Origin of the sequence: Aquibacillus sediminis, from assembly GCF_005870085.1 — a bacterium.
Lineage (GTDB): Bacteria > Bacillota > Bacilli > Bacillales > Amphibacillaceae > Aquibacillus_E > Aquibacillus_E sediminis.
This window is the reverse complement of the sequence record NZ_SZNM01000013.1, coordinates 40331-55039: the sequence shown is the minus strand read 5'-3', so window position 1 is coordinate 55039 and position 14709 is coordinate 40331. Positions and strand designations below refer to the sequence as shown.

The following is a 14709-nucleotide window of genomic DNA, read 5'->3' as shown; positions in this document are numbered from 1 at the left end:
GAAGGCAAAATACGGAGACTCCTCGAAAATACAAACCAATTTGCTTCGTGCGATGTATCGCTGCCTATTGAAAGCGGGGAGTATTCTGCCGTAGCGATTGTATAGCACTTATTTCAATCAGAATAGAAGAAAGCAGAATAATAGTACGATAGTTATTGCGCATTATATAGCTAATGCGCAGTAACGCAATAAGAAAAAATAGAGTGATTTCTATTAATATTATTGTTAGTGAAGCTCGGGTTCATGCCTGGGTTGTTTTTGTTTAGGGAAATTGACTGGAAAGCTATTTGTCGTAAAAAAACGAAATGCCTTGGCAAATAGAGGAATAGATCCAGGAAGTCCTACGCGTACGTGGTCACACATTTGACAAAGATAATTGTACGTAATAGTAGAGATATTTGAAGGGGACCCATCTAATACGATAGAATAATAGAGAAAGCGATTTCTACTAGATGATGAAGGGAGCGAGAATATGAAAAAAATACAATGGGGAGTTCTTAGTACAGCTAAAATAGGCCGTACACAAGTAATTCCAGCCATCCAACGATCAAAAAATGGTGAAGTAGCTGCGATTGCTAGTCGGGGTGGAGAAAAAGCAAGAGAAGTGGCAAAGTCGTTAAACATTCCAACAGCATATGACAGTTATGAAGCGTTGTTAGAGGATCAAACAATTGATGCTGTTTACATTCCACTACCAAATAGTTTACATAAAGAATGGGTCATTGAAGCGGCCAAACAAGGAAAACATATCTTATGCGAAAAGCCAGCAGCCTTAAATTCATCAGAATTAAAAGAAATGTTATTAGCTTGTGAGATGTATAAAGTTACGTTCATGGAAGCATTTATGTACCAATTCCACCCTCAACATCAATTGGTAAAAGAGTGGATTCAAGCTGGTGAGATTGGTGATGTGGCCTTTGCACGTGCTAGTTTTTCATTTGTATTGAACGATGGCTCAAACATCCGTATGAATTCTGACCTCGGTGGTGGATCTCTGTATGATATTGGCTGTTATACGATTCATTCCCTAAGGCATGTGCTTGACGAGGAACCAACGAATGTTTATGCAAGTGCCAAGCTTCATCCAGAGCTCAACGTCGATACGACTGTGGCAGGGGTATTAAATTTTGCAAGTGGTATCCGAGCTTCGTTTGATTGTAGTTTTGCCTCGATACCAAGAAACGAATATGAAATCATCGGATCCAAAGGGAAGATTGAAGTGAAAGGTGCCTATCGTCCAGATCAAAACGAAGATGGCAATGGAAGCGTTCGATTGATTAAAGATAACAACGAAGTGATCGAACGCTCAATCGAGGGTGACCAGTACAAACTTCAAGTCGAGCATTTTGCAGATTGCTTGCTAGAAAATAAACAACCAAGCTATACGATAGAAAACATGATCCATCATACAACAGTGATGGATAGCTGTTATGAATCGATTGATACAGGTAAACCTGTTGCGGTCCATTATAGTGAGTAACTGCTATTGCTGATAATGTCCACATTTTTGGAGTAAAGTACTTTTTAGCTTATAACGGAATGGGGAGCCGGTTGCTAGTTATGGACGGATCCTCATTCCGTTAAATGTTTTAAGTATGACTGAAAGAAATTGCTCGATCCTCTCATAACATAATCCACATCTCCTCGATTAGTACACTCAATATAAAACCCATTTGTAGTGATATACTTGATCACTTGGAAACTTTCGGAAAGCTGTATTTTCTATTAAGTCTATATCATGGTCGACAAAAGGGAGTAGTCGGTTGATGGCTAATTTAATCCACGATTGATGACCAAAGCGATTATTAATGATAGGATACCAAAGAGACCTTGCTGCCCCGTATGCTTGTTCAGAAAATAGAGCATGGTTTGGTACATAAAAATGATTTACTGTCCCGAAAAGGGATCTAGAGTCAGGTTTCGGTACACAAAAATGATTTACTGTCCCGAAACGAGAACTAGAATCAAATTATGGTACACAAAAAGCATTTACTGTCCCGAAAAGAGAACTAGAAACAAATTTTGGTACATAAAAACTATTTACTGTCCCGAAACGAGAACTCGAATGAAATTACGGTACACAAAAATGATTTACTGTCCCGTATAGACAAACCAACACACCTAAACCCTATGAATCTATCAAACTAGGAGGAACACCAAAAATGAAAAAGTGCCTCTATTGGCTACCAGCAATTATATGGATGGGAGTAATCTTTTATTCTTCCTCACAACCCTATCAAAATCAAGATATTAAACCATTTCTTTCTGATTATGTCGACTTAACATTTTTAATACCATTTGTTGACTGGGTATCTTTCACGTACCATAACTCTGTTGTTAGTGTGCATGAAATGGGGATTTACTCTTTTGTTGAATTTTTCATCAGAAAAGGAGCTCATGTCACTGTCTTTTTTATTTTAATGCTGGCATTTTATTATGCATTTTCGAAAACGTGGCAAAAAAGGACTTCTTCTTTTCTACTGGTGATTTCGTTTATATCAACGACAGTTTATGCTGCGTTTGACGAGTGGCACCAAGGGATTACGCCAAACCGAACCCCATATGTGGGGGATGTACTATTAGATGGCTTTGGTGGATTAATTGGAGTAGGGCTTTTGTTGCTATTTACACGAATCCGTCGAAAGCAATAGCATATATGATATTAGATAGGAGTATACTATAGGACCGACTAGGAATAGCAGCTGGAACCAAAAATGAAAAGCACTAATTAGACAACACCATCATAAGCTAAAGTAACCAAGATGGTTCAGCCATGTGAGGTGATTATTTGGATGAACGAGAGATCTATAAACATGTGTTACATGAAGTGATTGATAAGTCTGAAAATCATCAAATTAATAATACGGAAGAAATGATTCGGACATTAATTCGAAAACTAGAAGATTACCAATTGCCAAGAATAAACAGAGAATAATAGAAAAAGCGGAGTGCTGAAGTAAATTCAGTGCTCCGCTTTTTTGTTAACTCCAGCTCCTATACGTCGAGATCCTAAGTCACTTCTTTTTGTGGCAAAAAGCTCCACATCGAGGTCCCCGCCCAAAAGCTTCAGTTCTAGCCACTCATAAATAGCTAGTCCTACCAGATAGGAGGCCACTCCTAGTTTTGATAAGTATAAAAATAAGAGAGCCAGGGGAGTGTTTTATTGTTAGTTTAGCACTAAAATTAAGTGTGAATAAGCCGTATAGAGTAGAAACATCATTGCAAGATAAAAAAACAACATTGGGCAGTACATACATAGAACCATGTGCTAGTTTCTGGTGGATACGGATGGACCTATCCGCCAGAAACGTAAATGCAACCTATGAAAGACGAATAAATCTACCAACGATATATTTTTGCAGTAAAGCACCTTAAAGGGAGGGTGGAACATGTCCAAACGAACATCAGAAATGAAAGGAATCAAACAGTTAATTTCATCTGCACTGTTTGCGTTTACAGGGGAGAGTAAAAAAGTTGTTCATGATAACGATCATTCTACTACCAACAAGGAAAAATATAGGACAACAACAAGACACCAAAGTGACGATCAATCGATTGCTCCAATCGGTCAAACAGCTATAACGAACGAAGATAATGACAATCATGTAGTCACGCTCGACTTAAGAAAAAATAAACATGTCTATCAGCAGGAAGGGACACCCGAGACAAGTAAAGTTTGGGTGAAAAATGGAGCATTACAATTTGGAAAATTAGAACAGGGATACCCAGTCATTGCTCCGACGCAAGGGATTGCCATGTTTGTCAATGGTGTACAAATCATTCAACCAACTGTCGTAAAACCTACCGATGACATTGATTTTGACCTAGTAGAAACAACTGTACCAAGCAAATGGAAAATCGAAATAAGTAAGGATAAAACCAAAGCATATGTCAACGTCACCCCTGGAATTGTACGGAAACGACAATTAAAAGATCACAAGCCAACGACACGGTTACAACTGCAATGGCATGAACAAACAAGTGTCCAGCAAAGCCTAACGGTGAAAGATATTTATGATAAATTGAGCGAAATGGGAATTGTCGAAGGGATTCAACACCCAGAAATACAAGCGGCAGTCGCAACGCAACATCCTGAACGTTTTACGATTGCGAAAGCTACACAACCTCAGGATGGAACAGACGGATATGTGAAATTTTTAAAGAACTTTAAACAAATTAACCGCCCTCAACAACAGAAAGACGGCAGTGTTGATTATAAAGAAATACAAGCTTTTCCAAAAATTTCAACAGGAGAAGTATTAGCAGAAGTGTACCAACCAACAGAAGGGATTCCTGGGAAAACAATATTTGGACAACTCATTCCGGCAAAACAAGGGAAACCAGTGCAACTTAGGTTAGGACATGGTGTTCAATTAGTAGACGACGAAAAAATTATCTCAATGGAAAATGGCAGTCCTAAAGTTGACGCAAGAGGAAGATTTGTGCGAATCGACATCCGTCCAGTGCTTGTATTACGTGATGACGTGACCGTACAAACGGGAAATATTCGATTTAACGGCAATATTGAGGTTCAAGGATCTGTAGAAGATACGATGGTCGTCGAAGGAAATGGGAGTATTATGATTCACGGCCATGTCAGTTATGGAAAAATCTTGACATCAGAATCGGTGACGACTGGGAAAAATGTTCTATCGAGTACAATTCGTGCTGGTGAAGAGAATTTAATGCTAATAGGAATGGAAAACAGTATAGCAAAAATGAAACAGACCCTTTCTGTCATTCATTCTGCCATGGATCAACTGATGCAACAACCGAGTTTTCGACAGTATCATATGGACGAGCTAACAACCATGCTCCACCTGTTAATCGTGCAAAAGTTTCCTAAATTTCCTAGCAAAGTAAAGGCATTTTGTCAAAAAGTAACCAAGCATGAACATGTACTAGATGAAAGTTGGAAAGAGCTTGCCGTCAAATTGAATCGTACGTTTGTATTAAGACGATCCAATGAAATGCAAGATATTGTTGATTTACAAGCATTACTAGAAAAAATCTCTACCTCTTCTGAATGGTTAATGGCGACACCTGATCCGAAAAATAGGATCCAGATTCCTTATGCCGTTAATAGCAAGCTTTATTGCGATGGAGATATTGAGGTGTTTGGCCAAGGGTGTTACAACACGCAAATGGTAGCTGGTAGCGAAGTAATCATTAACGGCTTTGCCAAAAATGGAGATATATATGCAAAAGATAAAATCGTGATTGATGAAGTAGGAAGTGAATACGGGATCAGAACGAGTTTAAGAGTTTCCGCGACTGGTGTGATCGAAATTGGCTATGTCCATGAAGGAACAAGGGTTCAAGTAGGAAACCGTTCCTATACATTTAATCAACCAACAACAGATGTCAACATTCAATTAAATAAGAAGAACCAGTTGATTTTTCAATAAATCATACGACTAATTATGTTTTCTCAAACGGACTATGTGAAATTGGAAAGGAGGAGAGGGGAATGGAACCATTGAGAAATCCGATCACTACGAGGAGTGTCAGAATGGATAAGTCAGCTACCTGTACGGTGGATTGCAATGGAATGATTAGAAGCTATAATGATGAAGCGAAACAGCTGTTTCAATTGCCATCTCCAGTAGACACTTACTTTTTTGATTTAATTGATCCTGTTGATGTAGAGTCCGTTCAAACAAGTATGAATCAGTTCGTGCACCACACGGAGTTTAAACAATTTTATGTTCGACTTAATCAACAAGCTCATCAAACTTATTTGGTACAAGCTTTACCGCTGATAACAACAGATGGACGAGAGATTTTATTTCATTTTCAACCATGCCATCGTTTTGAAAAAGAAATCCAAGCAGCAAATATGACGGAGCAATTTATCGTCTACTATCAACCTCTATACAATATGGAACAGGAAAAAATTACTGGATTTGAAGCGTTATTAAGGTGGAATCATCCTGAACTTGGCGTCATTCCACCGGTTGACTTTATTCCACTGCTTGAGGAAAATGGCATGATCGATCAAGTAGGTGAGCATGTCTTTTATCAAGCGTGTAAACAGATGAAAACATGGCATAACAATGGATATACAGACCTGAGTATCCATATCAATCTTTCCGTAAAACAATTAGAATCGGACACATTAACCGATACATTCGCTAACATCATTCACGATCTAGCTATAGATCCGACAAAAATAGTTGTGGAAATAACCGAAAGTATGCTTGTAGACGGCGATCATCGTTTACATAAAATCATCGCAGATTTGCAAGCATTGGGATTGGGAGTAAGCATGGATGATTTTGGCACAGGTTTTAGCTCGTTAAGTTATTTAAGTAAATTAAGTATGGATAGCATTAAATTGGATAAATCATTTCTCGATCAAATGGTCAATAAACGCGAGCAAATGGTGTTGAAATCGATTATTTCATTAGCCAATGATTTACGCCTAACAATCATTGCGGAGGGTGTGGAAAGCCGAGAGCACATTTCTTTTTTATTGGAACATGATTGTTATTTGATGCAAGGGTTTTATTTTAGTAAGCCTCTTCCAGTCTCAGAGGCGAATAAATTGTTAGATAGTACGGTGGGACGCGGCAAGACCGGGAAAGAGGTGCATAGTTAATCATGAAAAACTTTTTTCAACAAGTTTTTAGTACAAACCAGTCAGACAAGTTATTAGATCTCATTTTAAATGAGATTTCAGACTTTATTTATGTGATGGATGTGACTAATGACGAGTTCTATTACTACTATATCAATCAAGTAGGACAGGAACACCTAGATATGACGGATTGGCAAGGAAAATCACTCGATCAATTGATGCCTACAGAATTGGCTGCCACGATCAAGGGGCATTATCAACAAGTTATCCAGACAAAATGCTCGGTCACCTACGAAGACAAAGTTTGGAAAGATGGCGTCTGGATGTACGGTCATAACATCGTAACCCCATTATTTAATGACCAACAAGAAGTGGATAAGATTCTTTGTGTTACAAGAGATATTACAGACCGAAAAATGAGAGAAGATGATTTAAAAAGAACGAACGAACTTTATCAATCGTTGTTACAAAATTCAGGCGATGCAATCTTAATTCTATCAAAACAAAAAAAGATTCTAGAGGTAAATCCTGCCTTTGAAACGTTATATGGATGGACGGAGCAGGAATTGCAACAGCTAGAGTTACCTTTCGTTCCAGCTGAGCAAAAAGAAGAAGTAGATTACTTATTAAACCGTGTTTTATGCGAAGAAGCGACTCCTACTTATCAATGTAAACGGATGAGAAAAAATGGGGAAGTAATTGATGTCTCTGTTTCACTATCACCGATTCATAATGCCGCAGGAGAAGTTGTCGCAATAAGCAGTATGATAAGAGATATTACCAAACAAAAACAAGAAGAAATGCTGTTAGAGGATGGAAAAGCTAGACATAGTTCACTATTTGAATTTAATCCATTTCCAATGATCAGGATTGATTTGAATGGGTTAATCAATAAGGTGAATCCAGCCTGTGAGGAAAAGTTTTCCTACTCCAAACACCAATTCAAGCAGATGTCATTACTTGAGTTGGTAGCAGATGATGAAATCGAACATGCACGAACAAATATCCAACAAATCGTTCAAGGAAACCAAACAAAATTTCAAACAAAACTAGTGAAACAAGACGGCGAGTCACTGGTTTGTGAGTTAACAGCGTCACCGATCGTTGTCAAGGAGACTATAGTTGGGTTTCATTGTATTATCGATGATAAAACCGAAAAGCTAGCAATGCTTCAAGCGATGCAAAAAAGTGAAGAGAATTATCGTCTCATTACCGATCATTCGCTTGACTTAATTACGGTGCATGATGCAAATGGAATGATTACCTATGCATCCCCATCCCATGCTAGCTTACTTGGTAAAGCGGACAAAGACTTTATCCATCAGCTATTAACCTATGAAGTGCATGAAGATGACCAAAAACAGTATAAAACAGCCTTTTATCAATCATTGATTTCCTTACAAGACTTTACGGTTAATATTCGCAAATGGAGCATCGATGGTTGGGTGTGGTATCAAGCAAAGGGAACACCGGTAGCAAAAGACAATGGTGAGATTAGCCATGTCGTCATTGTTGCTCGTGATATATCCAAGCAAGTCAAGTATCAACAACGACTGCAAGAGATGGCCTATGTCGATCATTTAACACAATTACCAAACCGACGACTATTTGAAGATCGTTTTTCCAAGCTGCTAGCCTTTTCCAAACGCAAGCAAAAGAAGTTCGCCGTTCTCTACTTAGATGGTGATAATTTCAAAGAAATAAACGATAAGTGGGGACACGACTTTGGTGACAAATACTTGCAGATGATGGCACAGCGACTCTCTTCAAATGTTCGCGAAGAGGATACGGTCGCGCGTTTAGGTGGAGACGAATTCGCTTTGTTATTAACAGATATGGACAAGGCAGATGAGGTAACAGATGTGGCAAATAAGCTACGTGAGTTATTAGCAAAACCTTGTGTGATCGATGAGGTCGAACTACAGTCTACCTTTAGTATCGGTTTTTCGATTTTTCCAATAGATGGTACGACTGGTGACACGTTAATGCGAAATGCCGATCAATCGTTATACCTTGCAAAAGAGTATGGAAAAAATAACGTACATGCGTACGAACAAGTGGTGGGGATAAAATGAAAGCATTAACCGTATATCAAAGTGAGGGTTTTATGATGACGAAGCAACAATTAAAGAAAGAGATCGAATTGTTAAGAACAGAATTGTATGCAAAATGGAAACGTTCTGATTATACGGATAAAGATATAGTACAGATCAGTAAAAAGCTAGATAAAAAAATAGACAAATATATGAAATTAAAATCGTAGTGAAAATTGTGACAATTTCATTTACATTCTAAAAATATAAAGTATGATAGGATATATACTATATGTTGATAGGTTTGTTTTGAAAGTCTGATGCACTTTTGTACGCAATTGCTGTATACTGCGCAATAGCTATTGTAATTCTGCTTTCGTCTGATTGAAACAAGTGTTATACCAACGCTACGGCAGGGTACTCCGCTTTCCATGGGCACGGCCTCGGGCCAACACGATGTTGGTCACGCTGGCGTTGCTCGCGTGTCTGTGGCGGCCTTAGCCTGTGTTCCTTTACCAAGTGGATCTTCGGCTCGTGCTGTTCCCATAGGACAAGGAAGGCTTCGGCAGCGATACAACGCACGAAGAAAATTGGGTTTGAATTTCGAGGGAGTCTCCGTATTCTACCTCCGCTGATATAAGTTTTCTGATTAAAGATAGATGTATTATTCTATATATTAAAAAATAAAGAAATTACTATTAAGGTTATGTTACAACATGCTAACTAACATAAAAAAGATATAATATATAATTTTATTAAGCATAGCACTATAAAACTTCAGAGTACTGGAAATAGCGAAGGAAATACACGGAGACTCCTGTGGGACTAGTGGCATCGGTGAGACCCCGCAGTGCGTCAGCGCGAGGAGGCTCACCAGCCCCCCCACGGACAGCGTAGTGTATTTCCGCAGCGGTATATTAGCACTCATTTTAAAGGGATAGTGGGGATAAATGCGCATAATATAGCTTCTATACAATAACAACAATTTTCTCAGAAACAACCTACTAACATAATGCAACCATTTTTGGAGTGATGAACTTTGAATTACGTGACTACAGGCATCGAAGGTTTAGATCAAGTGGTAGGCAAGGGACTACCAGAAGGATCTGTTACCATTATAGAAGGTGCACCAGGTACTGGTAAAACGAATCTATCGTTACAATTTTTGTTAGGTGGAATCGAACAAGCAGACAAACAACCTGGCGCATACATTACCTTTGAAGAATTACCTGAACAACTTTATGAAGAAACAAAATCATTTGGATGGGATCTACGCGCCTATGAAAAACAAAATTTACTACGCGTGATCTGTCTTTCACCAGATATATTTTTAGAAGAACTGTTAAAGACAAACGGATTTGTGACCCAATTACTAGATGAAATTGGATGTAAGCGACTAGTGATTGATAGCATTAGTCTATTTCGTTATTTAAGTGACAATGAACATGATTACCGTAAGACGTTTTATTCATTACGAAATAGCTTGCGACGTAAAAAAATCACTTCCTTGTTTATAAAAGAAGCGGATGCACATAGCGACCAAAATGCGACATTTGAACAATTTGTCGTAGATGGCGTCATTTCTTTAAAATTAGACCCATTACAACAAATTTATCGTAAACGAACATTAGAAGTGAAGAAGATGCGTGGCTGTGCGATCGAAGAAGGAGAGCACATTTTTAATTTCAATGATAAAGGTGTAAAAGTAGTACCAGCCCTTTCGATGATTGAAGATAAGACCACGTTAAATGCAAGTGATCGTTTCTTACCAACAGGAATTACCGGACTTGATCGAATATTACACGGCGGCATTCCTGAAGGATCCATGTACATGATTGATACGAATAGTAAAGCGAACTATCGCTATCTACTCGCCTCGATCGTTGCTGAACAATTGAAAAAAGGGAAGAAAGCACTTGTTTTGTTAACCCATGCGCTAAGTACAATGGATTTTGAGGCATTATTAGGGCTGTTTGGTCTTTCCCTTCACGATTTAATTAAAAATGACCAAATCTTATTTTTAGATTTTTATGATCGAATTGTACCAAAAGAATACGAGAATGCTGTGATTAATCTATTTGATCAAACTGGAGAAGAATTCAATAGCGTGATGCACTCGAACTTTATTTCACTACTGAAGAGCGGTCAGTATGTTGGGGATGATTATCTAGTGACGATTGATTCTCATACATTGATTTCATCTTTTGGAGAAGATTTTGTGATTGATTATTTAGCTAAGATTGTTCCAACATTAAAAGGGTTTAACGTAAGTTCGATTATGTTAAACAATTATCGACAAATCAGCGAACGAAACGCATCATATTTTGAACGGATTAGTGATGGAATCATAAAAACATGGGTTGATGGAAGGTATCAGTTTGTTCAAGTGAACAAATCGGCACAAGGTGTGATCTCCAAGCCATTGATTGTGGAGAACAGTCAACAAGCCCCTTTCATCGAACTTGTATAGAGTAGGTGAGATTTTGAGTAAAGCAGAGTATTTACCTTTACAAATAGAATGCATCCATTTTTTTGAAAGCAATCCTTTTGCATTTGAAACAGTGGAAGGGTTGTCGACACGATTAGGGAAAAGTCCAAAAGAGTTAGAAGTGGTGCTAGTAGAATTAGAAACATTGGCGATCGTGGAGAAAGTAGGGTTGGGCAGTAATGAAATCTATCGTTACGTTCAACCCGTGGAAGAAGTATTATAAGGAACCCTTATGATGAAAAGGCTGATTGAGCCGCTTCTACCTGTCTATCAATCGGTGCTTAAGGTACCGGTTGTGATTTTGGATCAACAAGCTAATGATTTCTACAAAAGCGCAGAGACCAATCCCACTTACTATACCGAGACATTACGAAATGTCGTTGATGAATATACGTCCTTTCAATCAGTGGCAATGATTGAGTCCCCATTTTCGTTTCCAATTGGGACGAAATACTTGATTGTTTCGTTATCTGAAAACGATTATCTGTTAGCGGGTCCTTTTGTCACTTCTGAATGTGATAAGAATTTTCCAAAACTGTCCGACCAGGAAGTCGAGTCAGCTCGACAAAGATTATCAAGTCTACAAAAAATTCTCCAACAACTAAATAGTGAAAAAAAGCAAGTAATGTATGATATATTGTCGCTTGCACATGAACTTACCAATGTCGAGCAACAATCAGATATATTGGACCGTACTTGGTTCTATGAGCGGATGGTTAGCGACTTTTCTGACCTTGATTTTGCTGGCATTGCAAGGCCGACAATGGAGGATAGCTTTGAAGTAACCTCTTTTTTTGGATCTGAAAATGTATCGCTAGAGGGCTACAAATTTTCTTTTGGCCAAGGATTTTTAGGACAAGCATCCATTTCCAAAAACTATAAAGTCTGGAACCAGGTTGAACATGATTTGCGCAATGGATATTTGCACCCGTATGGCTTACGTCCTAAGGCGCTATTTTGTTATCCACTCCTAAATGACAATCAATGTGTTGGGCTTGTGTTTGGTGGAACAACGCTTTTTCATGAAATTTCGTTAGAAACAAGCTTCGTGATACGACATACGTTTGAGATGATTGAACAAAACCTTACGATCGAAGCACTAAACACGAAGTTATACAATGTGAATACAAGGTTACAAGTGCTTAAGGAAATATTTTCAATTATTTCTAACATGAAGGATCTAAGACAGATCGCTTACGTGCTAATCGATATGACAATGGTACTGGTAAAAAGTAAATTTTCTTCTGTGTTTGTTCATCAACAAGCTAATTTGGCTGCCCCACAGCTATATGCGAGAGGGATTTCTCAAGATTTGATTGAACAATATACCCAATCGATCAAGGCGAGGTATGTCAATGGAACTGTCAATCCTAAGAACATGGCCGCACAGAAATGGCAAACACCATGGAATGAGTTTGTCTATGAATTTCCATTAGTTAGGAATGAGCGGTTTATTGGTTTGCTAACGATTCATTTACCAGACGAGCAAACAGACCAACAAGTGATCGATTTGGTGGCAAGTATCAGTCAAGTTGGTGCAGTTACCATCGATTTAATAGGCCAAGAGCAAAAAAATGCTGGACAAGACCAGGTTGCCAATTTTTTCACTGCAGTGGAGGCATTCAAGCCAGAACACTATCACCATAGCCAAAAAATGTTGATACATATACAAGATTTTGCAAGCGTATTAGATTTTAGTTATGAGGACATCACTCTCTGTAAAGAAGCGTGTATGTTGTCGGCTTATTCTGAATCGTTTTTGCTGAAACAACAGATTGATCCTAGAGTGGTTGATATCATCGTTAGTTATAACCAATTGAATAATGGCAAGCAACCAATAAAAAAATCTCGTTCCCCTCTAGGTCATTTTTTGTATATAGTCGATTATTTTGCCGAACATCAAGCATTTCCAGAAACGAAAACAGACATCCAACAAGAACTCGTGTTACGATTATCGACATTTACGTTTCGACAAACATTGGAATCGGATGTTGCTAACGCTGCTCCAGTTCAACAAAAGGAGCAATTGGATTTAGGAATTATTAAAAATCAATTTAATTTATCGAAGCGTGAATTGGAAGTACTTGAGCATGTGATTGCAGGGATTCACAACAGTGAAATTGCTGCGACTTTATTTATAAGCGAGCATACGGTGAAAAATCATATCACGAGTATTTTTAGGAAGTTGCAAGTAAGGGATCGTTCTGAGGCAATTGCGAAGAGTTATCGGTTGTGTTTGGAGCAGTGACGTGGTTTGAGCTGAGTGTAGATGAGTGATAGTTGGCGCTTTGAATTGCGGGAAGTTCGGACTCATACTGTTTCCAAAGGTGGGGCGGACATTTATTCCTTTATTTTATGAAAAACATTCTTTTTTGATGGCGAACTGGACATTTTGTTCCTCTATTCGTTCGTTTTATATTAGCCAGTTTTTATCTTATTTCATCATTTTAACGGAATAAATGACCGTTTCTCCCTTCAAAAAGGCAGGACGTGCTAAATGTCCGCGAAGAATTGAAACAGGAAATCACTTTCGTTTTTTCTCCTCAAACAACTGGCTTTGGATAGGAAAGAGAGTGTCAAAAACGCTCAGAGTTCTTTTTGAAATCTGAGCGTTTTTCTTACCAATGTAATGTTATTTAGTTTGTTGATTGTGTAACTATTTTCCTCTTAAATACGTTTTGTACTTCAATGTAGAACTGCTGAAATTGTTTTGATGTCTCCCATGAAAAGGACAACTACTAACAAAAAAACCTCAATCAAGTCTATGACAAGTTTCACTCAATGTTATGTACGTTGGCTCGACATATTTGTGTATCATTACCTATAATTCATTTCCGAGGAAATATTTTATTGGTTTCGACAGCGTCATGTGACATCGATTTCGATGTAGGTGACATCACCCTCGGTTACGGTCACTTGATCACTGGTGAAGTCGATCATCCAGTCACGAAATGCTTGTTGTTCTTCATTTTCGACATATACTTGTAATTCAACATGATCTAGATAGTTAATGTTTTCTAATAGGTAGTGAGAATTACGTAACGCGTTTTCAAGTTTGCCAAGAAGGGTATAGTCAGCTGAGACGATCATTTCTTTCATGAGTTGACGTTTGACAACACCGGTCGTGTTGATTGCTAACGAGGTTGTACTTGAATAGGCGCGAATTAAGCCACCTGCACCTAATTTAATACCACCGAAGTAACGAGTGATTACGACTGCTGTATCTTTTAAGCCTTTTTTCTTTAATACATCTAAAATAGGGACACCAGCTGTACCGCTAGGTTCTCCATCATCATTTGCTTTTTGGATTTGATCATGTTCACCAATCATGTATGCAGAACAGTTATGGGTGGCATCATGATGCTTCTTTTTAATTACTTGGATGAATGCTTGTGCTTGTTCTTCCGTTTCGACACGTTTTACATAGCCAATAAATCGAGATTTCTGAATGGTCTGTTCATCAGACCCTTCCAATTTAACGGTATAATATTGATTTAACACCTTGCAATCTGCCTCCTAACCAATCATTATATAAAGTGACATTATATATGAGTAATAATGACAAAATTTGCTATGAGTACATTATACAAATGATTTGGCTTTTTACC

11 protein-coding genes are annotated in these 14709 nt (G+C 38.2%); 10 read left to right on the top strand and 1 reads right to left on the bottom strand.

All coding sequences use genetic code 11. The annotated features are described in order from the left end of the window. The first annotated feature begins 472 nt into the window (after window positions 1-472). From FCI53_RS13010 to FCI53_RS21915, 10 genes are all read left to right on the top strand, one after another. Window positions 473-1480 (top strand): Gfo/Idh/MocA family protein, encoded by a 1008-nt coding sequence (locus FCI53_RS13010; protein WP_138419496.1) that lies wholly within the window; start codon window positions 473-475, stop codon window positions 1478-1480. 682 nt (window positions 1481-2162) lie between these two features. Beyond that, the gene (locus FCI53_RS13005; RefSeq protein ID WP_138419495.1) at window positions 2163-2651 is read left to right on the top strand and encodes a VanZ family protein; all 489 of its coding nucleotides are present in this window, start codon (window positions 2163-2165) and stop codon (window positions 2649-2651) included. 137 nt (window positions 2652-2788) lie between these two features. Then, a complete protein-coding gene (locus tag FCI53_RS21485) occupies window positions 2789-2935 on the top strand; it encodes a hypothetical protein (RefSeq protein WP_171038169.1) in 147 nt (48 codons plus the stop codon). Window positions 2936-3389: 454 nt separating this feature from the next. Next, on the top strand, window positions 3390-5408 hold the full coding sequence (locus FCI53_RS13000) for a flagellar assembly protein A (RefSeq protein WP_138419494.1): 2019 nt from the start codon (window positions 3390-3392) through the stop codon (window positions 5406-5408). Between the two features lie 62 nt (window positions 5409-5470). Beyond that, on the top strand, window positions 5471-6601 hold the full coding sequence (locus FCI53_RS12995) for an EAL domain-containing protein (protein ID WP_138419493.1): 1131 nt from the start codon (window positions 5471-5473) through the stop codon (window positions 6599-6601). Window positions 6602-6603: 2 nt separating this feature from the next. Then, the gene (locus FCI53_RS12990; protein WP_138419492.1) at window positions 6604-8655 is read left to right on the top strand and encodes a PAS domain S-box protein; all 2052 of its coding nucleotides are present in this window, start codon (window positions 6604-6606) and stop codon (window positions 8653-8655) included. Continuing rightward, on the top strand, window positions 8652-8843 hold the full coding sequence (locus FCI53_RS12985) for an aspartyl-phosphate phosphatase Spo0E family protein (protein WP_138419491.1): 192 nt from the start codon (window positions 8652-8654) through the stop codon (window positions 8841-8843). The genes FCI53_RS12990 and FCI53_RS12985 overlap by 4 nt, the downstream gene beginning before the upstream one ends. Before the next feature lie 818 nt (window positions 8844-9661). Beyond that, the gene (locus FCI53_RS12980; protein ID WP_246050106.1) at window positions 9662-11083 is read left to right on the top strand and encodes an RAD55 family ATPase; all 1422 of its coding nucleotides are present in this window, start codon (window positions 9662-9664) and stop codon (window positions 11081-11083) included. A 13-nt stretch (window positions 11084-11096) separates the two neighbouring features. Continuing rightward, window positions 11097-11324, top strand: coding sequence for a hypothetical protein (locus FCI53_RS12975; protein WP_138419489.1), 228 nt, complete (start codon window positions 11097-11099; stop codon window positions 11322-11324). A 9-nt stretch (window positions 11325-11333) separates the two neighbouring features. Continuing rightward, the gene (locus FCI53_RS21915) at window positions 11334-13349 is read left to right on the top strand and encodes a helix-turn-helix domain-containing protein (protein ID WP_246050101.1); all 2016 of its coding nucleotides are present in this window, start codon (window positions 11334-11336) and stop codon (window positions 13347-13349) included. A 617-nt stretch (window positions 13350-13966) separates the two neighbouring features. On the opposite strand, the gene FCI53_RS12965 is transcribed toward FCI53_RS21915, so the two are convergent. Continuing rightward, window positions 13967-14602 (bottom strand): YigZ family protein, encoded by a 636-nt coding sequence (locus FCI53_RS12965; protein WP_138419488.1) that lies wholly within the window; start codon window positions 14600-14602, stop codon window positions 13967-13969. Between the last annotated feature and the right edge of the window lie 107 nt (window positions 14603-14709).